Source organism: Pseudomonas sp. PS01298, from assembly GCF_029959745.1.
In the GTDB taxonomy this organism is placed as follows: Bacteria; Pseudomonadota; Gammaproteobacteria; order Pseudomonadales; family Pseudomonadaceae; genus Aquipseudomonas; species Aquipseudomonas aylmerensis.
On the sequence record NZ_JASCPP010000031.1, the window covers coordinates 26,257 to 48,509 of the forward strand.

Genomic DNA, 22,253 nt, shown 5'->3' on the forward strand with positions numbered 1-22,253 from the left:
ACCTTTACAGATGGCGTATTTGATAACCCCTATCATTGGTGATTATCAGGCCGCACGTCATAATGCCCGCCGCCAACGAAATTTTGCAGAGTCTAGGGAGCTAGCTTGTCTACGCCTGTCGAACCCTTGCGTTTGCTGCTACTGGCCGATGAGCCAGCGTGGGCAGCGTTGTTGCGCGAGTGCCTGGCGCCGATGGGCGATGGGGCTGTGCTGATCAGCGCACCAAACTGGGAGTCCGTGAGTCGTCTGTTCGATGACGATCACAGCGCCGTTCTATTGACCACGCCCAGCCTGCAACCCGGCCCTGGCCGTTGCAGCCTGCCGTGCGTGTTGTTGCTGGAGCAGGAACCCCTGGTTTCGCCCCTGGGCGTCAGTGACTGGCTGGTTCGTGCGGTATTGGACGCCGACACCTTGCGCCGCTGCCTGCGCCACGTTCGCGAGCGCGGCCTGCTGGAAAATACCCTGCAGCGCCTGGCCGAACAGGACCCGCTGACCGGTATCGCCAATCGCCAGGGCTTCCAGACCCTGCTGGCTGCGCGGCTGGCCGAGAATGAAGGTCGCGGCCTGGCCCTCGGTCACCTGGACCTCGATAATTTTCGCCATGCCAACGACGCCCTCGGCCACCAGGCCGGTGACCGCCTGATCCTGCAAGTGGTCTCGCGGCTCAAGAGCCAGCTCGAAGCGGGCGACCAACTCGCGCGCCTCGGCAGCGATGAATTCGCCCTGCTGATCGACACCCGCCGCGCACCCCAGCGTGCCGAGTGGATGGCCGAGCGCATCACCGAAGTGATGGCCGAGCCTTACTGGGTGGATGGCGAAAGCCTGCTGATCGGCTGCAGCCTGGGCGTCGCGCATGCCCGCGCGCGCGCCGGTGCAGACCCGCTGATGTGGCACGCGCATATCGCCATGCAACAAGCCAAGAGCACTCAGGGCTGCACCTTTCATATCTTCAACGAACGCATCAACCGCAACGCGCGCAGCCTGGCCGACCTGGAAACCGAGCTGCGTCGCGCCTTGCGCCGCGACGAGTTGGAGCTGCACTACCAGCCGCGCCTGGACCTGGACGACGGCCATATCGTCGGACTCGAAGCCCTGGTGCGCTGGCGCCACGGCGAGCGCGGCCTGTTGCCGCCCAGCGAGTTCGTGCCGCTCGCCGAGCAGAGCGGGTTGATTGTGCCACTGGGTTATTGGGTGATTTCCCGGGCCCTGCGTGACATGCAGGACCTGCGTGAACGCGGCCTGCCGCCGTTGCACATGGCGGTCAATCTGTCATTTCGCCAGTTCCAGGACAGTCAGTTGCTCTCGACCCTCAGCCGGCTGATCAGTGAGCGCGGAGTGGAAGCGCAGTGGCTGGAATTCGAACTCACCGAAACCGCCGTGATGCGCCGCAGTGACCTGGTCAAGCAGACCATGGACGCCCTTGGCCGCTTGGGCGTGCGGTTTTCCCTGGATGATTTCGGCACCGGTTTCTCATCCTTCGTGCACCTCAACAGCCTGCCGATCGCCTTGCTGAAGATCGACAAAAGCTTTGTCGGCGGCATGGAAGAGCGCGAAGAGAACCGCAAGCTGGTACACGCGATGATCAACCTGGCGCACAACCTCAACCTGGAAGTGGTGGCTGAAGGCGTGGAAACTCCTGAGCAGCTGGCGTTGCTGCGCTTGTTCGGCTGCGACCAGGCCCAGGGTTACCTGATCAGCAAACCGCTGCCGTTGCCGGAGCTTGTGGAGTACCTGACCTTCGGCAAAGGCCAGCAGGCCTTGCTGGGCTGAATCGAGTTGCGAACGCCACAAACTGTAGGAGCTGGCTTGCCTGCTCCTACATTGATCCATGCAGCCTTCAGTCCGCCTGGACAGCCTGCAGGGAGCTGTAGGTCTGCGGCTCCTGCCGAATCATGCGCTTCATCTTCGCCTCAAACGCCCAGGTCAGGCTGAGCGCCGCACATGCGAGGCCCAGCGCCAGCCCCCACCACACACCGGTCGGCCCCCAGCCCAGGGTGAAGGCCATCAGCCAGGCCGACGGAGCGCCGATCAACCAATAGCAACCCGCGCCGATCAGAAAAGTGGTCTTGGCGTCTTTCAGCCCGCGAATGCAGCCCATGGCGATGGTTTGCACGCCGTCGAACAGTTCAAACCATGCGGCCACGGCCAGCAGGCTGACGGCCAGGACGATCACGTCGTGGAACGCCGGGTCGTTGGGGTCGATCAACAGTCCGATCAGTGGAACGGAAAACAGCCACAGCACTGCGGCGAATCCCAACATCACCGCTGCGCCAAATCCGATGCCGACGCGACCGGCCAGGCGTGCATGCAGCAACTGCCCGGCGCCGTAATGTTGGCCGATACGCATGGTCACCGCGTAGGACATCCCCGCCGGCACCATGAAAGCCACCGAGACAATTTGCAACGCGACCTGGTGCGCGGCCAGCTGGGTGCTGCCCATCGTGCCCATGCACAGTGCGGCGAAGGCAAACAGCCCGACTTCCACCGCATAGGTGCCCCCAATCGGCAGGCCGAGGCGCCACAATTCCCGCAGGTACTGGGTGTTGAGGCGCAACAGGCCGGTGCTCAGCGGGTAGGCGGCATAGGCGCGATTGCGGTGGATATAGACCATCAACGCCAACGCCATGCCATTGGCGACGAGGGCCGTGACCAGGCCGATGCCCATCAGGCCCAGTTTCGGCAGGCCGAACATGCCTTCGATCAATGCGTGGTTGAGCAGGTAGTTGGCCACCGCGCCGCCGAGGCTGATGACCATCACTGGCTTCGCCTTGCCAATCGCGCTGGTGAAACCGCGCAAGGCCATGAAGCTCAAGAAGCCCGGCAACGCGAACGGCAGGATCGTCAGGAACTGCCCTGCGGCGTGCACGTTGGTTTCGGTCTGGCCAAACATCAGCAACAGCGGCTTGAGGTTCCACAGCAGCAAACCGGCCGCCAGGGCCATCAGCCACGCGAGCCATAGCCCGGCCTGGGTCAGGCGGGTGGCGCCTTCGATATCGCCCGCGCCGTGGCGGATGGCGACCAGGGTGCCCACGGCGGCAATCACGCCGATGCAGAAAATCGACACGAATGAATAGCTCGCCGCACCCAGGCCGCCACCGGCCAGGGCCTCGGGGCTCAGGCGCGCCATCATCAGGGTGTCGGTCAGCACCATCAGCATGTGCGCCAACTGTGAGGCAATCAACGGCCCTGACAGCCGCAGAATGGCCCAGAGTTCGGTACGTGCCGGATGCTGCATGATCATCACGCTCAAAAAGTCAGAGGGTTGGGGGAGGGTTGATTCTCGGCGCTCTCAGCGCATTGCACAAAGGGATAAATGCGATCGCTTGCATGATTAAAACTCATGCCTGATTGATTCTGGTAGGGTTTTGGCATTGCGCTGTCGGAGCTTTCCCTATGTCTCGTCGTCTTCCTCCGCTTTACGCGTTGCGTGCCTTTGAGGCCGCTTCCCGACACAACTCTTTCACCCGTGCGGCCGAGGAACTGTCGATTACCCAAAGTGCGGTCAGCCGACATATTCGCACCCTCGAAGAGCACTTCGCCTGCCGGCTGTTCCAGCGCAGCGGCCGCAACCTGCAGCTCACCGAAGCCGCGCGCCTGTTGTTGCCTGGGGTGCGCGAGGGCTTCGCCGCGCTGGAACGCGCCTGCCATACCCTGAACGCCGAAGATGACATCCTGCGCATGAAGGCGCCGTCGACCCTGACCATGCGTTGGCTGCTGGCGCGGCTCAGCCGTTTTCGGGCGTTGCAGCCGGGCAACGAAGTGCAATTGACCAGCGCCTGGATGAGCGTGGACGAGGTGGACTTCAACCAGGAGCCCTTCGACTGCGCGGTGCTGCTGAGCTACGGGCATTTCCCGGCGGACTGGGAGGCCAGCTACCTGTTTCCTGAACTGTTGATCCCCGTCGGCGCCCCGAACCTGTTGGCGGATGGGCCCTGGGATGCCGCCCGGCTGGCCACCGCCGAGTTGCTGCACCCCACGCCGGACCGGCGCGATTGGCGCAATTGGCTGGAGCGCATGGGGTTGTCATCCCAGGTGTCGCTCAAGGGCGGGCAGGTGTTCGATACCCTCGAGCTGGGCATGATCGCTGCCGCGCGAGGCTACGGCGTGTCGATGGGCGACTTGCTGATGGTGGCTGAGGACGTGGCCCAAGGGCGGTTGAGCCTGCCGTGGCCGACCGCCGTGGCCAGTGGTGAAAATTATTACCTGGTGTGGCCGAAGACCCGCCCCGGCGGCGAGCGTTTGCGCCGGCTGGCAGACTTCCTACAGGGCGAAGTGCGGGCGATGGTTTTACCGCCGGTCGAGCGCCTCGATTGAGTGGCCCGAGGCACGGGTGCGCAACCGTTTGCGAGATACCCCTGTGATTCGCTCAAGTATTTCCCGCGTCCGCCGAAGTAGGTGTGTTGGAACCATCGTGCACCAACGTTTCCCATCAGATAATTTGCCGAGCAGCGCTATGAGATCAGGATGATCCTGGCCTCGGCCAGGAGCCGTCATGTCTCAACCTCGCGCCCGGATTGCCTCACAGTTAGGCCTCGCATTAGCCGTGATACTGGCTGTTGTCATCAGCGGTAGTACGGTATTCGCCTTGCGTTCACTGGACTCCGCCAACCTCGACACCCGCGAAGAGCACCTGGCCAGCGAGGCGCGGCTGCTCGCCGATCAACTCAACACCTTCCACAGCACCTTGCGCGAAAGTACCCAGCGCTTGAGCGGGCTGTTTGAAAAGCGCTTCGGCGCCGGGTTGAGCGTGCATGCGGATCAACCGGTTACCGTCGCCGGGATGCAGACGCCAGGCCTGTACCTGGGCAATGACGTGTTGAACAACGATTTCGATGAGGTCGATGAATTCAAGGACACCTCCGGCGGCGTGGCCACGGTGTTTGTGCGCAGTGGCGAAGACTTCATCCGTGTCAGCACGTCCTTGACCAAGCAGGATGGCAGTCGCGCCATCGGCACGGTGCTGGACCATCAGCACCCGGCGTATCAGCGCCTGCTTGCCGGGCAGAGTTATGTGGGCCGTGCGGTGCTGTTCGAACGTTCCTACATGACCCAGTACACACCGGTGCGCGACGCGGCCGGCAAGGTGATCGCGGTGCTGTTTGTCGGCTTCGACTACACCGACGCGCAGAATGCCCAATTCGAAAACCTCAAGCGCTTCCGCATCGGCAAGACCGGCTCCCTCGCGTTGCTGGACGAACAGAAGCGCTGGCTGGTGCCGCCCGCTGGCGTGCAGGCACTGGATCAGGCAATCCCGGTGATGCTCGACCTGGCGAAGAAGCCGGGCGAGGGCCGTTTCTGGAGCGACAAGAACGAAGACTTCTACAGCGTCTCGGTGCCCTTCGAAGGCGGCCCGTGGTCGGTGGTCGCGAGCATGCCCAAGGCTGAGATCCGCGAAGTCACCTGGGCCGTGGGTATCCGCCTGGTGATCGGCAGCGTGCTGGCGATGCTGTTCGCGGTCGGCGCGGCGGTGTGGCTGTTGCGCAGCAAACTGCAGCCGTTGAGTGATCTGGTGAGTCAGGCCGAGGCCTTGGGCGCCGGTGATTTGAGTGCCCGCTTGAACGTGTCCAGCCATGACGAAATCGGCCAGTTGGCACGCAGCTTCAACCAGATGGGCGAGGCGTTGTCGACCATGGTCTCGCACATTCGCAGCGCAGCCGAAGAAGTTAATAGCCGTGCCCAGGCCTTGTCCGGGTTGTCTGGCGGGGCTTATGAGGGCATGGAGCAACAGTCGGGCGAAATCACCAGCATGGCCGGCGCGGTGGAAGAGTTCAGCGCCACCTCGCTGAACATCGCCGACAACATGGGCAATACCGAGCGCCTGGCGCAGGAAAATGCGCAGCAGACCCGGATTGGCCGTACCTCGATGCAAGAGGCGTCGTCGTCTCTTGAGCACATCGCCACTGCGCTGAACAGCACCGCCACGGTGATCAACACCCTCGGCCAGCGCTCCCAGGAAATCGGCGGGATCGTCGGCGTGATCACCTCGATCGCCGAACAGACCAACCTGCTGGCACTCAACGCCGCCATCGAAGCCGCGCGGGCCGGTGAACAGGGCCGCGGGTTTGCCGTGGTTGCCGATGAAGTGCGCAACCTGGCGTCGCGTACCCGCCAGGCCACTGATGAGATTTCCGGGATGATCCAGAGTATCCAGCAGGAAACCGGCAATGCCATCAGCACCATGGAGCACGGCAATGTGTTGATGCAGGAAGGCCTGTCGCGCAACGCCGACGTGGCCTCGGCCCTGGCACGGATCGACGAACAGAGCCGCTCGGCCGGCCAGCAGTTTGCCGCGATCACCACCGCCACCCAGGAGCAGAGCAGCACCGCGACCTTGCTCAGCAGCAACTTACAGAGCATTGCGCTGGCCAACAGCGAGCAGCGTGAAGTGGTGTCGAACCTGGCGATTACGGCCAAAGAGTTGGAGACGCTGGCAGCGAGCTTGCGGCATGAGGTGGATCGGTTTCGCTGAAACTGGATTGGCGCACACTTCCTGCCCAGGCCCTGCTGATGCTCAAAAGGCTCAGGTGATCGCTGCCGGACGATATTGCAGCGCCTCTTGCAGGTGATGGCGAGCGATAGTGTCTGCTTGTTCCAGGTCCGCCAGCGTGCGCGCTACCTTGAGCAGCCGGTGGGCCGCGCGCAGCGACAATGTCAGTCGCTCGCAAGCGGTCTCCAGCCAGCTTTCGTCGACCTTTGCCAGCGTGCAATGCTTGCGCAGCCCCGGTAGATCCAGAAAAGCATTGGCGCAGCCCTGGCGCTTCAGCTGACGCTCCCGGGATTCGGCAACCTGCGCCGATGCCTTCGCCGTGTTATCGCCATCCTGCAGGGCCGGGTTCAGCGCGGTGGTCTCCCGGGCGACGGTGACGTGCAAGTCGATCCGGTCCAGCAGCGGCCCGGAGAGTTTGTTGCGATAGCGCTGAATCTGCTCCGGCGTGCACCGACAGCGCCCGCTGGGATCGCCCATGTAGCCGCAGGGGCAGGGGTTCATCGCCGCCACCAGTTGAAAGCGCGCCGGAAAACTCACCCGGTCGCGGGCGCGGGAAATCACGATATGCCCCGATTCAAGGGGCTCGCGCAGCACCTCCAGGACCTTGCGATCAAACTCCGGCAACTCATCCAGGAACAACACCCCGTGATGGGCCAAGGTGATCTCCCCCGGCTGCGGCTTCGAGCCGCCGCCCACCAAGGCCGGGCCTGATGCCGAGTGGTGCGGCTGACGAAACGGTCGGTGCGGCCAATGGCTCAGCGGCGCGAGGCTGACCACTGACTGAATTGCTGCCACTTCCAGGGCTTCCTGTTCGCTCAACGGGGGCAATAACCCAGGCAGGCGGCTGGCGAGCAAGGTCTTGCCGGTGCCGGGCGGCCCGCTCAGCAACAGGTTGTGCGCGCCTGCAGCGGCAACCAGCAGAGCACGCTTGGCCATTGACTGGCCTTGCACTTCGCTCAGGTCCGGGTACGGCTTGTTCAGGTACAGCAGTCCATCGGACTTGTAGGGCTCAATCGGCGCATGCCCGTTCAGGTGTGCCACCACTTGGAGCAAATGGTCGACTGCAATCACCGTCAGCCCGGACGCCAGGCACGCTTCCTCGGCATTCGCCCGAGGCACTATCACGGTGCGTCCGGCCTTGCGTGCTGCCAGCGCCGCGGGCAGCACGCCTTTCACCGCCCGCACCGCGCCGGACAGTGCCAGTTCGCCCAGGCATTCCACGTTATCCAGGGTCAGCGCCGGCACCTGCACGCTGGCCGCCAGGATCCCCAAGGCAATCGCCAGATCAAAACGCCCGCCGTCCTTGGGCAGGTCGGCGGGCGCGAGGTTGAGGGTGATCCGGCGGTCGGGGTATTTCAGCGCTGAATTGAGAATGGCACTGCGTACACGATCCTTGCTTTCCTTGACTGCGGTTTCCGGCAGACCCACCAGAGTCAGGGACGGCAACCCATTGGCCATATGCACTTCGACGGTGACGGCAGGAGCTTCGACGCCAATTTGGGCGCGGCTGTGGACAATGGCGAGGGACATGCTCGTTCCTTGAAAGGGAGGGCCGCTTCCTGCGGTTTTTCAAGGGTAGACGAGCTGGATTAGAGCGGGGCGTGGAGGTTTTACAGAACGTATCCAGAGAACGACGCAGAACAAATGTGGGAGCGGGCAAGCCTGCTGCCACATTTTGACCCCGTTGCGTCAGTTACTCGGCCGGGGGTGTCAACCGCGCTTCCAGCTCAGCCACTTTGGCTTCCAGGCTCTCCAACCGCGCACGTGTGCGGGCCAGCACGACCATCTGGCTATCAAACTCTTCGCGGCTCACCAGGTCGAGTTTGCTGAAGCCGCTTTGCAGCAGCGCCTTGAACTGGCTTTCGATTTCATTGCGGGGCAGCGGGGTGTCGCCGCTGAACAGGCGAGAGGCGTGGCCGCTCAGGGCATCGAGGAGATCTTTGGGCGCGAGCATGGGAAATATTCCGGAAAACTGTTGGCCGGCAGTGTATCACGCAGCGTCTATAGTGATTTTCACGGCCTGCCGCGCACGCTTTTCGCGCAGCTGGCCGTAGGGCGACGCACTGTTTTTGTGCGCATTGCGTTCGCCAGAAAGCCCCGCAGGTGGGCATAAGTGAGCAAAGGACTGATTTCAGTGATTTTTACGGAGCTGGCAAGGTTTCTGCTTAGACGATCATGACCCATGCACTGATGCAGTCGCTGTGACGAATGCAGTGCGCCGACGGATCAGGGGTACAGGTTTCGTCACCAGTGGTTCGCTGGCGTCGCCACGGCAATTGCCCTTGCGACGACGCGTTACAAAGCCAGGCACTGCGCTTAGACTTGAGACGGGTTTGTTTTCCTGGGGCAAGTCCACCAATTCGGGAGAGAGTTTTCATGAAGCTAGTCACTGCCATCATCAAGCCGTTCAAGTTGGACGATGTACGCGAGTCGTTGTCCGAGATCGGCGTGCAGGGCATTACCGTTACTGAGGTCAAAGGCTTCGGTCGGCAGAAGGGTCACACCGAGCTGTATCGCGGCGCGGAATACGTGGTCGATTTCCTGCCGAAGGTGAAGATTGATGTCGCCATTGACGACAAGGATCTTGACCGGGTTATCGAGGCGATAACCAAGGCCGCCAACACCGGCAAGATCGGTGACGGCAAGATCTTCGTGGTCAATCTGGAACAGGCTATTCGCATCCGTACCGGCGAAACCGATACCGACGCAATCTAAGCCGCCAAACCCCAACGCCCCAGGAGAAAACAATATGACTCTGCGTAAATTCGCAGGGCTCGGAGCCCTGTTGTCCATCGTAATGCCCAGCCTGGCCATGGCGGCAGACGAAGTGGCTGCTCCAGTCCTCAATTCCGGCGACACTGCATGGATGCTCACATCCACTGCGCTGGTGCTGTTCATGACCATTCCAGGCCTGGCGCTGTTCTACGGCGGCATGGTGCGTTCCAAAAACATTCTTTCCGTGATGATGCAGTGCTTCGCCATCACCGGCCTGATCACCATCCTGTGGTTCGTGTACGGCTACAGCATGGCGTTCGACACCACCGGAATGGAAGCGGGCGTCGTCAACTTCAACTCGTTCGTCGGCGGCTTGTCCAAGTTGTTCCTGTCGGGCGTGACCCCAGCGAGCATCACCGGCCCTGCGGCGCTGTTCCCTGAGGCGGTGTTCGTCACCTTCCAGATGACCTTCGCGATCATCACCCCGGCGCTGATCGTCGGTGCCTTCGCCGAGCGGATGAAGTTCTCCGCGATGCTGATCTTCATGGGCGTCTGGTTCACCCTGGTCTACGCACCGATTGCCCACATGGTCTGGGGCGGCCCGGGTTCGTTGCTGGGCGACTGGGGCGTGCTGGACTTCGCAGGCGGCACCGTGGTGCACATCAACGCCGGTGTGGCTGGCCTGGTGGCGTGCCTGGTACTCGGCAAGCGCAAAGGCTTCCCGACCACCCCAATGGCGCCGCACAACCTCGGTTACACCCTGGTGGGTGCCGCGATGCTGTGGGTCGGCTGGTTCGGCTTCAACGCCGGCTCCGCAGCGGCAGCCAACGGCACTGCCGGCATGGCGATGCTGGTCACCCAGATCGCTACCGCTGCTGCAGCGCTGGGCTGGATGTTCGCCGAGTGGGTCACCCACGGTAAGCCAAGCGCACTGGGCATTGCCTCGGGTGTGGTCGCTGGCCTGGTGGCAATCACGCCAGCCGCTGGCACCGTGGGCCCGATGGGCGCCCTGGTGATCGGTCTGGCTGCCGGTGTGGTGTGCTTCTTCTGCGCCACGACGCTGAAACGCAAGCTGGGCTACGACGACTCCCTGGACGCCTTCGGCGTACACGGTATCGGCGGTATCCTCGGCGCAATCCTGACCGGCGTGTTCGCTGCTCCTTCGCTGGGCGGCTTCAACGCGGCCACCACTGACATCGCGGCGCAAGTCTGGATCCAGTGCAAAGGCGTCGGCTTCACTGTGATCTACACAGCCATCGTGACCTTCATCATCCTCAAGGTGCTGGACGTGGTGATGGGCCTGCGTGTGACCGAAGAAGAAGAGGCGGTCGGCCTCGACCTGGCGCAACACAACGAGCGCGGCTACAACTTGTAAGTACGCGAAAAAAAGATGCCCGGCTTGCCGGGCATTTTTTTGCCTGGCGTTTGTCAGTCATAACAAGCTGTGTCGGTTTTTGCGCCCAGTTTGTGATGGGGCGCACGCGGCACTTTCCAGCGTGCGAATGTCTTACAGGCATGTAGGCGTATTCGGCACTTTGTTTTTTCCCAGAGCGCGCTAGAATGCGCGCCGATGGGCGGAGAACTGTATGTGGCAACAGACCCTGGTCACCCTGCGGGCAAAGCCCCGGGGCTTTCACCTGGTAACCGACGAGTTACTTGCCGGCCTGCCTGAATTGAAGGCATGTCGCGTGGGCCTTTTGCATCTGTGGCTGCAGCACACCTCGGCCTCGTTGACCGTCAACGAGAATGCCGACCCGGCGGTTCGTCGTGACTTCGAGCGTTTCTTCAATTCGCTGGTGCCGCAAGGCCGGGCAGGATTCGAGCACAACGACGAAGGCCCGGACGATCTGCCGGCGCACTTCAAGGCCAGTCTCCTGGGCTGCCAGCTGAGTTTGCCGGTGAAGAACGGCCGCTTGGCGATGGGGACCTGGCAAGGTGTTTATCTGGGCGAGCACCGTGATCATGGCGGTGCTCGTAAAGTCCTCGCCACTCTGCACGGTGATGGGGCATAAGCCACTGGTTATCCAGTGGATGTTGATTTTTTTCCGGCGACCTCGACAGAGGGTGAAGCTGGGCTATAACTAATCTGCTTTTCGCAAGTCATGAGGTAGAACATGAGCGACGATGATCTGGAAAACGACGAACTGGAAGTAGGTGACGAAGACGACACCGAAGAAGGTCTTGAAGCGGCGGCTGAAGACGTTGCTGACGACGACGGTGGCGATGATGCGCCTGTTCCGGCTGCCAAGGGCAAGGCCAAGGCTGCTGTTTCGGTAGACGAACTGCCGAGCGTCGAGGCCAAGAACAAAGAGCGCGACGCGCTGGCCCGTGCGATGGAAGAATTCCTCGCGAAAGGCGGCAAAGTGCAGGAAGTCGAGGCCAACGTGGTGGCCGATCCACCGAAGAAGCCAGATAACAAGTACGGCAGCCGACCTATCTGAGGTCTGCCACCTGCTTGCTGAAAGAGCCCGCCGTCGCTGCGGGCTTTTTCATGCCTGTAGCAAACTGGCTGGCCCACCGCATTCCTGTGTGGGCGCTGGCTTCAGTGTGTATGCCAACTGCGCAGCAATGGCGGCAGTTCGGTCAAGCTGCGAATCTCGGCATCCGGGCGCTTTTCACCTTCCCACGGCTTGCCTGTCGGGTTGAACCACACCGCACGCAGGCCCGCCTGCTGCGCCCCGGCGATGTCATCACCCGGGTGGTCGCCCACGTGCACTGCCTTGCTGGCGTCCACGCCACCGCGTTGCAACGCTTCCTGAAACAATCGCGCATCCGGCTTGGCGATGCCGACATCTTCGGCGCGCAGGGCAAAGTGAAAGTAGTCCGCCAGGCCCACGCGCTGCACATCAGCATTGCCATTGGTGATCACCCCCAGCAAAAAGTGCTGGCGCAAGGCTTGCAGCATCGGCTCGGCTTCCGGGAATACGCTGAGCTGGTGGCGTGCGTGGATGAATGCCTCGAAGCACACATCGGCCATTTCCGTGGCCTCGGGCTGTGGATAACCGGCCTCTTCAAAGGCGTGCATCAACACCCGGTGGCGCAGGATGCTGATGCGGTATTTCAGCTCGGGATGACGCTCCAGCACCTGTTGGCGCAACTGGGCGAAATGCTCCAGGGGCAAGTCGCCGACCTTGGCGGCGTTCACCGCCAGCCATTCGCGCATCGACGCCTCGGCGCTGATGATGACGGGTACGTTGTCCCAGAGTGTGTCGTCCAGGTCGAAGGTGATCAGCTTGATACTCATGAGTCGCCGCCCTTGATGCGTTTGGCCCGTGGATGGGCGCTGTCGTACACCGTTGCCAGGTGCTGGAAGTCGAGGTGGGTATAGATCTGCGTAGTCTTGATATCGGAGTGGCCGAGCAGCTCTTGTACCGCGCGCAGGTCCTGGGACGATTCCAGCAGATGGCTGGCAAAGGAGTGCCGCAGCATATGCGGATGCAGGTTCTGGCCCAGCTCGCGCTCGCCGGCAGCCTTGACCCGCACCTGAATGGCCCGAGGCCCCAGGCGCCGGCCTTGCTGGCTGATAAACACGGCGTCGTCCACCGGGTTGGCCAGGGCGCGTAGCGGCAACCAGAGTTGCAGCGCCTCGCGGGCCTTCCTGCCGACCGGCAGCACGCGGGTCTTGCTGCCTTTGCCAAGCACTTGCACCAGGCCGTCCGCCAGGTCCAGTTGATCCAGGTTGAGTCCGGTCAGCTCCGACAGGCGCAGGCCAGAGGAATAAAACAGCTCGAGGATCGCCTGGTCGCGGTGGGCGAGGAAGTCATCCTCTACCGCACCCTCCAGCAGTTGCAGGGCGCGATCGGTGTCGAGGGTCTTGGGCAGGCGCCGCTCGCCCTTGGGCGGGGACAGGCCGTTGGCCGGGTCGTGGTCGCACAGGCCTTCGCGATTGAGGTAGTGATAGAGGCCGCGCACCGCCGACAGCAGGCGCGACAGGCTGCGCGAGGACTGGCCCTGCTGGTGCAGGCGCGCGATCAGGCTGCGCAGGCCCTGGATATCCAGGGCTTTCCAGCTGCTGATCTGGTGTTTTTCGCAGTACGCCAGGACCTTGTTCAAGTCCCGTCGATAAGCTTCCAGGGTATGGGGCGACACCTGGCGCTCGTTGCGCAGGTGAGCGCAATAAGCGTCCAGTTGCCGTTCCATGGCTAGCGCACCGCGCGCAGGGCGGTGGTAAAGCGCGGTAATACCCGGCCCAGCACTTCGGCGATATAGGTCAGGAACAGCGTGCCTACCGAGCTTTTGTAGTGTTGCGGGTCACGGCTGGCGATGGCCAGTACGCCGTGCAGGCCTTGATGACTGAGCGCGACCACGGCGGTGGAGCCGATCTGCTTGCGCTGTTCGGCGCCAAACAGGAAGTCCAGTTCGTGCTCGCGCAAGGTACCGCTGATGGTCTTGCCTTCGGACAACAGGCCGCCGATCGCGGTTTGCGCATCGCCACCGCTGACCCAGCGACCCACCGGCATCGGGTTGTCGCTGAACAGGATCAGGCTGACAAAGGGCACCTGGAAGTCCTGGCGCAGGCTGTCTTCGACGGCGATCACCGTTTCTTCCAGGCTGGTGGCGTCCATCAGGGTCAGAATCAGGCGGCGGGTCTTGTCGAAAAGGCGGTCGTTGTCGCGGGCCACGTCCATCAACTGCGAGAGCCGATGACGCATTTCGATATTACGCTCGCGCAGGATCTTCATCTGCCGCTCCACCAGCGACACGGTATCGCCGCGCTGGTGAGGGATGCGCAGGGCCGGCAGCAGCTCTTCGTGCTCGACGAAGAAATGCGGATTCGCCTCAAGGTACGCCGCGACAGCAGCGGCCTCCAGACTTTCGCTCGGGGTAGCTTGTGCGGGTACTTGAGGCTTATCGGTCATTAGCTTTGCTCACTCATAGACGGACCTGTCCTTCGTATACACGCGAGGCCGGCCCGGTCATCATCACCGGGTGGCCAGGGCCTGCCCATTCGATGGACAGGCGTCCACCGGGCAGGTCGATCAGCAGCGGCGAATCCATCCACCCCTGGCTGATCGCGGCCACGGCAGCGGCGCAAGCACCGGTACCGCAGGCCTGGGTTTCGCCGGCGCCGCGTTCCCACACACGCAATTGCGCGCGGGTACGGTCGATCACCTGCAGGAAGCCCACGTTGACCCGTGCCGGAAAGCGCGGGTGGTGTTCGATCTTCGGCCCCAATTCATGCACGGGCGCGTTGTTGATGTCGTTGACCCGCAGTACGGCATGCGGGTTGCCCATGGACACCGCGGCGATATCGACAGTCTTGCCTTCCACGTCCAGCGCGTAGCTGGTGGCCTGCTCGGTGGCCTGGAACGGAATGTCCGCCGGCACCAGGCGAGGGGCGCCCATGTTGACGCTGATCTGGCCGTCGCTGCGGATATCCAGCTCGATCACGCCGCTCTTGGTCTCGACGCGAATCTGCCGCTTGGCGGTCAGGCGCTTGTCCAGCACAAAGCGGGCGAAGCAGCGCGCACCGTTGCCGCACTGTTCCACTTCGGTACCGTCGGAGTTGAAGATCCGGTAACGGAAGTCCACCTCCGGGTTGCTCGGTGCCTCGACGATCAGCAATTGGTCGAAGCCAATCCCGGTATGCCGGTCGCCCCACTGTTTAGCGTGCTTGGGCAGGATGTGCGCGTGCTGGCTGACCAGGTCGAGGACCATGAAATCATTGCCCAGCCCGTGCATCTTGGTAAAACGCAGCAGCATGGCTTACTCCGGCAGCAGGCTTTCGCCAGCATACAACTCGGCTACCGTCTCGCGGCGACGCACTTCGAACGCTTGATCACCGTCCACCAGCACCTCGGCGGCACGGCCGCGGGTGTTGTAGTTGGAACTCATGACAAACCCGTAGGCACCGGCCGAATGCACGGCCAGCAAGTCGCCTTCCTCCAGTGCGAGCTGGCGGTCCTTGGCCAGGAAGTCGCCGGTCTCGCAGATCGGGCCGACGATGTCGTAGGTGCGCGGGGCGCTGTCGCGAGGCTTCACGGCAGTGACGTCCATCCAGGCCTGGTACAGCGCCGGGCGGATCAGGTCGTTCATCGCCGCGTCGACGATGGCGAAATCCTTGTGCTCGGTGTGCTTGAGGTACTCGACCTGGGTCAGCAGCACGCTGGCGTTGGCGACGATGTAGCGGCCCGGCTCGAACATCAGCGTCAGGTCGCGGCCTTCGGTGCGCTCGCGCACGGCCTGGATGTAGTCGGCAATCAGCGGCGGTTCTTCGTCGCGATAACGTACGCCGACACCACCACCCAGATCGATGTGGTGCAGGTAGATGCCGCACTCGCCCAGGCGATCGATCAACGCCAGCAGGCGGTCGAGGGCATCCAGGAACGGTGGCAGGGTGGTCAGTTGCGAACCGATGTGGCAATCGACACCCAATACTTCCAGGTTCGGCAGCTGGGCGGCGCGGATGTACACGTCCTCGGCGTCGGCAATGGCGATGCCGAACTTGTTCTCTTTGAGACCGGTGGAAATGTACGGGTGGGTACCGGCGTCAACGTCCGGGTTGACGCGCAGGGAAATCGGCGCGCGAACGCCCATCTCGGCGGCCACGGTCTGCAGGCGTTCCAGCTCATCGGTGGATTCGACGTTGAAGCAGTGCACGCCCACTTCCAGGGCGCGGCGCATATCTTCGCGGCTCTTGCCGACGCCGGAGAACACGATCTTGTCAGCCTGGCCGCCAGCGGCCAGTACTCGTTCCAGCTCGCCACGCGACACGATGTCGAAACCAGCGCCCAGGCGCGCCAGGACATTCAGTACGCCGAGGTTGGAGTTGGCTTTCACCGCGTAGCACACCAGGTGCGGCACGCCGTTCAGCGGGTCGGTGAACGAGCGGTACTGCGCTTCGATGTGCGCGCGCGAGTACACGTAGGTCGGGGTACCAAAGCGCTCGGCAATCGCGGACAACGCCACGCCTTCCGCGAACAGCTCGCCGTCCCGGTAGTTAAAAGCGTCCATGATCTTCCCTTAGTAGGTGTCGTGCTTATGCGCTTTAGCGGGTTTTTGCGACGATTGCGCCTGTTCATTCGGATCTTTGCTGTCATCGGGCAGGTACAGCGGGCCTTTTTGACCACAGGCACTAACGAGGCAGGCGACCGCGACGAGCGCAGCAAGGGAAGAGATCAGGCGCTTCATGGCGAAATCCTTGAATATGCATTAATTGCGCCCGAGTATACCGACCACCCGCCAGCTTGCCTATGCGCTGGAATACCCGTCCAGCGGGGGTTTGCCGAGATAGTCGGGAAACGTCCTACGCTCGATGGGGATATTTCATTCCGTCGATCGTGATGAAATCGGTATCCTTTGCAATCGGCGAGGCTCGCCCGTATCGTGCGGCGCTTGAGCAAAACCAGACACTTTTGAGGTTGCCACAATGAGTTTGACCGAAGCCCGTTTTCACGACCTGGTGGATTCGACCCAGCAGGCACTGGAAGATATTTTCGACGACAGCGGCCTGGACGTGGACCTGGAAAACTCGGCCGGCGTGCTGACCGTCAAGTTCGAGAGCGGCCAGCAGTTGATCTTCAGCCGCCAGGAGCCGCTGCGTCAGCTGTGGCTGGCGGCGCGCTCCGGTGGCGTGCACTTCGACTACGAAGAAGAAAGCGGCAAGTGGCAGTGTGACAAGAGTGAAGAGCTGTTGGGCGAGATGGTCGCGCGCCTGGTCCACGAATATACCGGCGCCGAGCTGGATTTCGACGAGATCTGACCGTGACCCAGCCTGTACCTGTCCGCCCGCCGAAGCCGCTGTTCAGTAATGTCAGCCCGGCGGTGCCGTCACCTTGTATCAGTTTGTGTCGTCTGGACGAGCATAAAGTCTGCCTTGGTTGCTTCCGCCACGTGGAAGACATCCGTGAATGGCGCTCCGCCGACGATGCCCGGCGCCGGGTGATCTGCCTGGATGCCGAGCAGCGCAGGGCGCGCGCCTGAGGTCGTCTTGTTTATTTGTGACGCTGTGGTAGTGTCCGGGTACGCCTCAACTCATCGAGGCCCGTGAGAACCCCGCCTTTTCCTGGCGGGGTTTTGCTTTTTTGTGCAGAAAAAAGGAGTCTGCCTGAATCATGACCACCGCACCGTCCATCATTCTTACCCGTCTTGACGTGCAGCGTCTGGAGCAACTGATCGACCGCTTGGGCGACGAGTCTCCCGGCGTCGAAGCGTTGCAAGCCGAACTCGACCGCGCCGAAGACGTGGTCGGTCACGATGAAGTGCCTGCGGGTGTCGTGACCATGAACTCCAGCGTGCATTGCCGTGAGCAAGGCAGCGGCAAGGACTACCACCTGACCCTGGTCTACCCCAAGGACGCCAACGCCGACGAAGGCAAGATCTCGATCCTGGCGCCGGTCGGCAGCGCGTTGCTCGGCCTGCAGGTGGGCCAGCATATCGACTGGCCAGCGCCAGGCGGCAAGACGCTCAAGCTCGAATTGCTCAGCGTTGAAGGCCAGCCCAAGGATGGCGGCGCCTTTCCTCTCTAAATCTGGCTCAGCGCCGCATTGAGCGACAGCTCCAGCTCGGCCTTGTAGCGCAGGTACAAATTGCTCGGGCTCTGTACATCACCGAGCAGGCCCGACAGGTCCAGGTCGGTGATGTAGCAGCGGTAACGTTCGGCTTCCCGACGTTGCCCGACAATCTCCTGGGCGACCACTGCAAACAGCTGGTCGCCAAACTCCAGTTCGCAAAACTCCCGCTGATTGCAGTACAGGGTAATGCCCACTTGGCCGGGCGCCGCCTTGCCAATAATCGCCTGCACGTCATAAAACGGTTTGTTTGTCGGGTTTTGCGGTGCCGGCCGCGGCTCGATGCCGCGTGCGCGACTGCTGCCCGACGGCAACAGCTGGTAATAAAAGATTTGCACCTCGCCCAGCGGTTGTTGCGGGTCCAGCGGTGACAGCGCATCCCGGCGATAAATGATCGATTGCAGGAAGCGCTGCAACGGCGCCAACAAGCTCTGCTCATCATGGAACGGCAAGCGTTGCTGCCAGAGCGCGTTGAACTCATCCAGCACATACAGCTCGGCGAAACCTTCGTTGACCCGGTAGAACACCTGCACGCAATCGGCCATGCCCATCGGCAGCAACAAGGCCAGGTCGTGGTCTTCCAGGGCCATGGCGTCCAGGTGCAGCGGGCTGTAGCTGGCGAGTTCTTCGCTGAGGTAGGCAATCAGCGCGTCCTGGGTTGCCAACGACACATGGGTGGCCTGGCCCGGCGTCAATTCCATCACGTGATAGTGCTGCTGTACCTGGAGCAGGTAGCGGTGATTGCCCTGGCCGAGCAGCAGGTTCTGCGCGGTGTCGAAGATTTCTTCGACCCGCTGGGCAATGAACTGCGCACGGTTGTGACAGAAACAGCGCACCCGCAACCGCGGCAAATGGTCGGCCGGCAGTTGGTTGAGGTAGTCGCGCAGGCAGTCGAGCAGCGCATGGGGGCCGTCGTAACGACTGACCATCACCTCGTTCCAGCTATTGAGCGTGACCTGGTCCAGGGTCAGCACCAGGTTGTCGCGCACCCCGGCATAACTCAGCGAGTCGGTACGCTCGGTGGTCATCAGGATATTCAGGTCGCGGTGATGCTTGAGCGGGTCGACGCCGACGTTGATCAGCAACAACACCTCCTCGGGCACCGCCGAGCGCAGCAGGCGTTCCTCATCGACGCTGGCCAGTGGCAGGGCGATGGTCTGTTGCAGGCTGCCGAGCAGGTTGAACAGCTCGAACTCGGTCATGTCGCTGACGCCTGGATGCAGCGCCAGGCGGGTGCTGCTGTCGATCACGCCGTTGCGGTGGCACCAGGTGAGCATTTCCAGCAGGTCACGGCTGCGCTTGATCGGCGCGAAGTGTTCCCATTCCAAGGCCGTGAGGTTGCCGTTGTACAAGCCCCAATGGTGCTGGCCCGGCTCCTTGCGATTGGGCGATTGCACCAGGGTGAGGGTATCTTCGGCCAGGTCCGGGGCGATGCCGGGGTTGATGAATTCGACCTTGCCGGCCTTGCGTTCGAAGGCGGCATACAGGCGCCGGCCCAGCACATTGAGGTCGCGCTTGTTGATCAGGCTGACGGTCTGTTCGGTGCGGGCGAATTGGGTCAGGAAGCGATAGCTGTAGTTCAGCTCGTTGACCAGGGCGCGGCGCTCGGACGCCACCTGGCGTACTTTCCACTGGCTGCGGCTGTCCAGCAGCGCCAGCTGGCGTTGGTCCCAGCCCCACTCATGCGCCAGGCGCTCCAGCAACAGCCGCTGCCAACTGGTCGCACGCTGGCCGACGGTCAGCTTGCGGTTGACCTTCAGGTACAGCGCCCGCCGTACCAGTTCCAGGCGTTCCGGCTCGTGACGGGCCTTGAGGTATTCCTCGATGCGACGGTAGACCACGATGTACGGGTCGAGCTCATCCAGGTCCATCTGGTTGGCGAACACCGCGCGCTTGAAGCGCAGGCTCAGGCACTGCACGTTCGGGTGCTCGCTGGCGTAAACCTCGGTCAGCAGCAGCTTGAGCACCGACTTGTAGGGTGACTCGATGCCCTTGAACAGCTGCCACAGCCCGGCGCCGATGAATTCGCCCGGAGGAATGTGCGCCAGGTGGCCGAGGTCGAGGGTTTCATCGGCGCGGATAAAGCGCTTGGAAATCAGCGTATGGGTGAACTCGGCATAGCGGGTTTCTTCGTACACCGGCACCAGCCACCAGATCGGCGTGCGCCCGGCCAGCCAGATGGCGGTGCGGTAGAACTCGTCCAGCAACAGGTAATGCTGGGTGGTGCCGCAGTCGTCGGAGCTCAGTTGCGTGTCGCGCTCGCCGAGCACAAAGCGCGTCGGCTCGATCAGGAAGAAGTGCGCTTCGGCGCCCATGCTCAGGGCCCAGGCTTCCAGCAGCTGGCATTTTTTGCGCAGTTCGGCCAGCTCGGTTTCGCCGAGGTCCGGCGCATGGCACACCCACACGTCCATATCGCTCTGATCCGCCTGGGCCAGGGTGCCGAGGCTGCCCATCAGGAACAATCCATGAATCGGCCGTGGCGGGTTGCCATGGCGTGGCTTGTAGGAGAACGAGCGTGTCAGACGCTGGGCTTCGGTCAGGGCTTGGGGGTCGGGTTCGAAATTTGAGAGCCCCGCAGGCGTGCTGCCCGAGACGTAGCCTGGCAGCAGCGGGTGATTGACGTGAAAGAACAGCGGCAACAGGGTCAGCACGCTTTGCTGGCGTGGCGTCAGCCCCTCGACGGCCCGGGCCATGCGGCCTTCATTGAGGGCCATGAAACGCGCGCGCAGTTGGGCCAGTACCTTGCGGTCAATGCCTTCGTCCAGGTCGGGGCGGATTTCGTGGGTGCGGGTCATGTCGAATTCGTTGGCTCGCAGGGCCCAACGTGGGCGGCCGTGTCGGAGTTTACAGCCAGTAGCGTAGGAGGTTTAGAGCGAAATTGTTTTTGGCGCCAGAATTTTGTGGCGTCCACAGCAACGCCCCCGGAATCCGCAGAGCGCGGACTCCATGGGCGGTCTCAGGGATCAGGCAGCTTCTTTGGTGGTGGCAGTGGTGAGGATGGTCAGCAGCGTTTGAGCCTGCTCTGCAGCGTCCCGGCCAAGGCTGGTCAGGTAGCCCCCGTCTGGCTGGTCGATAAGTCCTTTCGCATGAAGGCGTTTGGCAGCGGCGATGGCAGTGGGAGCGGCGGTCTGGTGGACTTTCAGACCTTCCTTGGTGCTGTCCAAGGGGAAGAGTACAAGGATTTCCAGTTCGGCAACCAACTCAGGGGTATACGACATAAGGACTCCAGACTTTCTAAAATTTATTAGAGGCTAGCAGGGCATAAGGTGAACGCACTTTGCCGGGCTGTCCAGTAGGAGCAAGCGCGCTCGCGAAAAACCTGAGAGCGCCGCGTGTATTCAGGCTGCTCGTGTTGGCGTTGGCGGTTTTCGCGCGCAGGCTGGCTCCTGCCAGGTCTGGTGACTTAGTTGTTTTCCGGAGGCAGCTCTGGCAGTGCCCGCAGCGCTGTTTCGTACCATTCGGTATCGAATGCGCGGTCTTCTTCGAGCATCTTGTCGATTTCCACGGCCAGTACATGGGCCATGAGATTCAGAACGTCGTCGCGCTCATAGCCCACCAGCGTCAGCTTGTTGAAGGTGGCTTTGGCGGCAGGCGGGTTGTCGCTTTCGATCTGGTTTTCGATGGCCTGGGTCAGCGTACTTTCGGTGAACTCTTCTTCGTCGCTGTCGATATCGGTCGGCTCGCTCATGGCAGGCTCCTGTAGGAAAGGGCGCCAGTCTACCCCCATTCAAGCGGTTGATGCTGCTGGCAAGGCCAGGCCCGGGGAGCTATAACGCTTGCAGCCAACCCCATTCCCGGCCTGGAGGCAATCGCAATGCTCAAGCTCTACGGATTCTCGGTCAGCAACTACTACAACATGGTCAAGCTGGCGTTGCTGGAGAAGGGGCTGCCTTTCGAAGAGGTGCCTTTTTACGCCGGGCAAACCCCCGAAGCCCTGGCGGTCAGCCCGCGCGGCAAGGTCCCGGTGCTGGGCGTGAAGCAGGGCTTTATCAACGAAACCAGCGTGATCCTCGAATACATCGAGCAAACCCAGGAAGGGCCTTCGCTGCTCCCGGCCGAGCCGTTCCAGCGCGCCCAAGTGCTGGCGCTGTGCCGAGAAATCGAGCTGTATATCGAATTGCCGGCTCGCGCCTGTTTCGCCGAGGCCTTTTTCGGCATGCCGGTGCCGGAGGCGATCAAGGAAAAATCCAAGGCGGAGCTGTTGCTCGGGGTTGGCTCATTAGGCCGGCACGGTAAATTCGCGCCATTTGTGGCGGGGGAGAGCTTCACGATTGCGGATCTGTATTTCATGTACAGCGTGAACCTCGCCTGCGCGGTGGGCGAGAAGCTGTTTGGCCTGGATCTGCTGGCTGAGATGCCGAAAGCTAAAGCGTTGCTGGAACGTTTGCACGGGATGCCCAACGCGCAGAAAGTGGCGGCGGACAGGGAAGCGGCGATGCCGGCGTTCATGGCCATGGTGGCGGCGAAGAAATAGCGACGATCACACTTGTAGGAGCCGGCTTGCCGGCGATGGCGGCCTCAAGATCAACTGCGATCTCAAG

Annotated in this window: 23 protein-coding genes; 11 read left to right on the forward strand and 12 right to left on the reverse strand. The window is 62.3% G+C overall.

Annotated features, from left to right (window positions below):
• Positions 1–105: 105 nt before the first annotated feature.
• The gene (locus tag QMX97_RS13480; RefSeq protein ID WP_065902454.1) at positions 106–1,770 is read left to right on the forward strand and encodes a bifunctional diguanylate cyclase/phosphodiesterase; all 1,665 of its coding nucleotides are present in this window, start codon (positions 106–108) and stop codon (positions 1,768–1,770) included.
• 67 nt (positions 1,771–1,837) lie between these two features.
• Here QMX97_RS13480 and QMX97_RS13485 read toward each other — a convergent pair whose 3' ends face one another.
• Entirely contained in the window at positions 1,838–3,241 is a 1,404-nt protein-coding gene (locus tag QMX97_RS13485) for a NorM family multidrug efflux MATE transporter (protein WP_282397061.1), read from the reverse strand.
• Positions 3,242–3,393: 152 nt separating this feature from the next.
• Here QMX97_RS13485 and QMX97_RS13490 point away from each other — a divergent pair, with 152 nt between their 5' ends.
• Positions 3,394–4,314, forward strand: coding sequence for a LysR substrate-binding domain-containing protein (locus QMX97_RS13490; protein WP_065902450.1), 921 nt, complete (start codon positions 3,394–3,396; stop codon positions 4,312–4,314).
• Between the two features lie 178 nt (positions 4,315–4,492).
• Positions 4,493–6,469, forward strand: coding sequence for a methyl-accepting chemotaxis protein (locus QMX97_RS13495; protein WP_120450489.1), 1,977 nt, complete (start codon positions 4,493–4,495; stop codon positions 6,467–6,469).
• Between the two features lie 51 nt (positions 6,470–6,520).
• Here the strand turns inward: QMX97_RS13495 and QMX97_RS13500 are convergent, their stop codons facing one another.
• Together QMX97_RS13500 and QMX97_RS13505 are read right to left on the reverse strand one after the other, a co-directional pair.
• The gene (locus tag QMX97_RS13500; protein WP_106802305.1) at positions 6,521–8,017 is read right to left on the reverse strand and encodes a YifB family Mg chelatase-like AAA ATPase; all 1,497 of its coding nucleotides are present in this window, start codon (positions 8,015–8,017) and stop codon (positions 6,521–6,523) included.
• A gap of 163 nt (positions 8,018–8,180) precedes the next feature.
• A complete protein-coding gene (locus QMX97_RS13505; RefSeq protein WP_027608312.1) occupies positions 8,181–8,441 on the reverse strand; it encodes an accessory factor UbiK family protein in 261 nt (86 codons plus the stop codon).
• Positions 8,442–8,863: 422 nt separating this feature from the next.
• On the opposite strand from QMX97_RS13505, the gene glnK reads away from it, so the two are divergent.
• The 4 genes from glnK (at position 8,864) to sutA (ending at position 11,643) form a co-directional block, all read left to right on the forward strand.
• Complete coding sequence (glnK, locus tag QMX97_RS13510; RefSeq protein ID WP_002555808.1) at positions 8,864–9,202, forward strand: P-II family nitrogen regulator; 339 nt, start codon at positions 8,864–8,866, stop codon at positions 9,200–9,202.
• Positions 9,203–9,236: 34 nt separating this feature from the next.
• Positions 9,237–10,577 (forward strand): ammonium transporter, encoded by a 1,341-nt coding sequence (locus QMX97_RS13515; RefSeq protein ID WP_065902443.1) that lies wholly within the window; start codon positions 9,237–9,239, stop codon positions 10,575–10,577.
• 211 nt (positions 10,578–10,788) lie between these two features.
• Positions 10,789–11,214: a secondary thiamine-phosphate synthase enzyme YjbQ gene (locus QMX97_RS13520; RefSeq protein WP_065902441.1), complete on the forward strand. Its 426-nt coding sequence runs from the start codon at positions 10,789–10,791 to the stop codon at positions 11,212–11,214.
• Positions 11,215–11,316: 102 nt separating this feature from the next.
• Complete coding sequence (gene sutA / locus QMX97_RS13525) at positions 11,317–11,643, forward strand: transcriptional regulator SutA (RefSeq protein ID WP_015886504.1); 327 nt, start codon at positions 11,317–11,319, stop codon at positions 11,641–11,643.
• A 101-nt stretch (positions 11,644–11,744) separates the two neighbouring features.
• On the opposite strand, the gene QMX97_RS13530 is transcribed toward sutA, so the two are convergent.
• Genes QMX97_RS13530 through QMX97_RS13555 form a run of 6 tightly spaced genes read right to left on the reverse strand, consistent with a single transcriptional unit; the run spans position 11,745 to position 16,333 of the window.
• Complete coding sequence (locus tag QMX97_RS13530; RefSeq protein ID WP_282397062.1) at positions 11,745–12,446, reverse strand: HAD family hydrolase; 702 nt, start codon at positions 12,444–12,446, stop codon at positions 11,745–11,747.
• Positions 12,443–13,342 (reverse strand): tyrosine recombinase XerC, encoded by a 900-nt coding sequence (gene xerC / locus QMX97_RS13535; RefSeq protein WP_065902437.1) that lies wholly within the window; start codon positions 13,340–13,342, stop codon positions 12,443–12,445. The genes QMX97_RS13530 and xerC overlap by 4 nt, the downstream gene beginning before the upstream one ends.
• A 2-nt stretch (positions 13,343–13,344) precedes the next feature.
• Positions 13,345–14,061 (reverse strand): DUF484 family protein, encoded by a 717-nt coding sequence (locus QMX97_RS13540; protein ID WP_120450487.1) that lies wholly within the window; start codon positions 14,059–14,061, stop codon positions 13,345–13,347.
• A gap of 13 nt (positions 14,062–14,074) precedes the next feature.
• Positions 14,075–14,905: a diaminopimelate epimerase gene (dapF, locus tag QMX97_RS13545; RefSeq protein WP_282397063.1), complete on the reverse strand. Its 831-nt coding sequence runs from the start codon at positions 14,903–14,905 to the stop codon at positions 14,075–14,077.
• Between the two features lie 3 nt (positions 14,906–14,908).
• Entirely contained in the window at positions 14,909–16,156 is a 1,248-nt protein-coding gene (gene lysA / locus QMX97_RS13550; RefSeq protein ID WP_106802309.1) for a diaminopimelate decarboxylase, read from the reverse strand.
• Between the two features lie 9 nt (positions 16,157–16,165).
• Positions 16,166–16,333 carry a lipoprotein gene (locus QMX97_RS13555; RefSeq protein WP_017845169.1) on the reverse strand — a complete coding sequence of 56 codons (168 nt, stop codon included), beginning with the start codon at positions 16,331–16,333 and terminating at the stop codon, positions 16,166–16,168.
• Between the two features lie 238 nt (positions 16,334–16,571).
• On the opposite strand from QMX97_RS13555, the gene cyaY reads away from it, so the two are divergent.
• The 3 genes from cyaY to rnk all read left to right on the forward strand — a co-directional run bounded on the left by cyaY (position 16,572) and on the right by rnk (position 17,670).
• Entirely contained in the window at positions 16,572–16,904 is a 333-nt protein-coding gene (cyaY, locus tag QMX97_RS13560) for an iron donor protein CyaY (protein ID WP_065902433.1), read from the forward strand.
• 2 nt (positions 16,905–16,906) lie between these two features.
• Positions 16,907–17,125 (forward strand): DUF1289 domain-containing protein, encoded by a 219-nt coding sequence (locus QMX97_RS13565; RefSeq protein WP_106802310.1) that lies wholly within the window; start codon positions 16,907–16,909, stop codon positions 17,123–17,125.
• Positions 17,126–17,256: 131 nt separating this feature from the next.
• A complete protein-coding gene (gene rnk, locus QMX97_RS13570; RefSeq protein WP_010207444.1) occupies positions 17,257–17,670 on the forward strand; it encodes a nucleoside diphosphate kinase regulator in 414 nt (137 codons plus the stop codon).
• On the opposite strand, the gene QMX97_RS13575 is transcribed toward rnk, so the two are convergent.
• The 3 genes from QMX97_RS13575 to QMX97_RS13585 form a co-directional block, all read right to left on the reverse strand.
• Positions 17,667–20,507 carry a class I adenylate cyclase gene (locus QMX97_RS13575; protein WP_282397064.1) on the reverse strand — a complete coding sequence of 947 codons (2,841 nt, stop codon included), beginning with the start codon at positions 20,505–20,507 and terminating at the stop codon, positions 17,667–17,669. The two genes, rnk and QMX97_RS13575, sit on opposite strands and share 4 nt — an antisense overlap.
• Before the next feature lie 168 nt (positions 20,508–20,675).
• On the reverse strand, positions 20,676–20,930 hold the full coding sequence (locus tag QMX97_RS13580) for a TIGR02647 family protein (RefSeq protein ID WP_010207442.1): 255 nt from the start codon (positions 20,928–20,930) through the stop codon (positions 20,676–20,678).
• Between the two features lie 185 nt (positions 20,931–21,115).
• Positions 21,116–21,400, reverse strand: coding sequence for a hypothetical protein (locus QMX97_RS13585; RefSeq protein WP_065902429.1), 285 nt, complete (start codon positions 21,398–21,400; stop codon positions 21,116–21,118).
• Between the two features lie 126 nt (positions 21,401–21,526).
• Here QMX97_RS13585 and QMX97_RS13590 point away from each other — a divergent pair, with 126 nt between their 5' ends.
• Positions 21,527–22,186, forward strand: a complete 660-nt coding sequence (locus QMX97_RS13590; protein WP_120450476.1) for a glutathione S-transferase — start codon at positions 21,527–21,529, stop codon at positions 22,184–22,186.
• Positions 22,187–22,253: the final 67 nt, after the last annotated feature.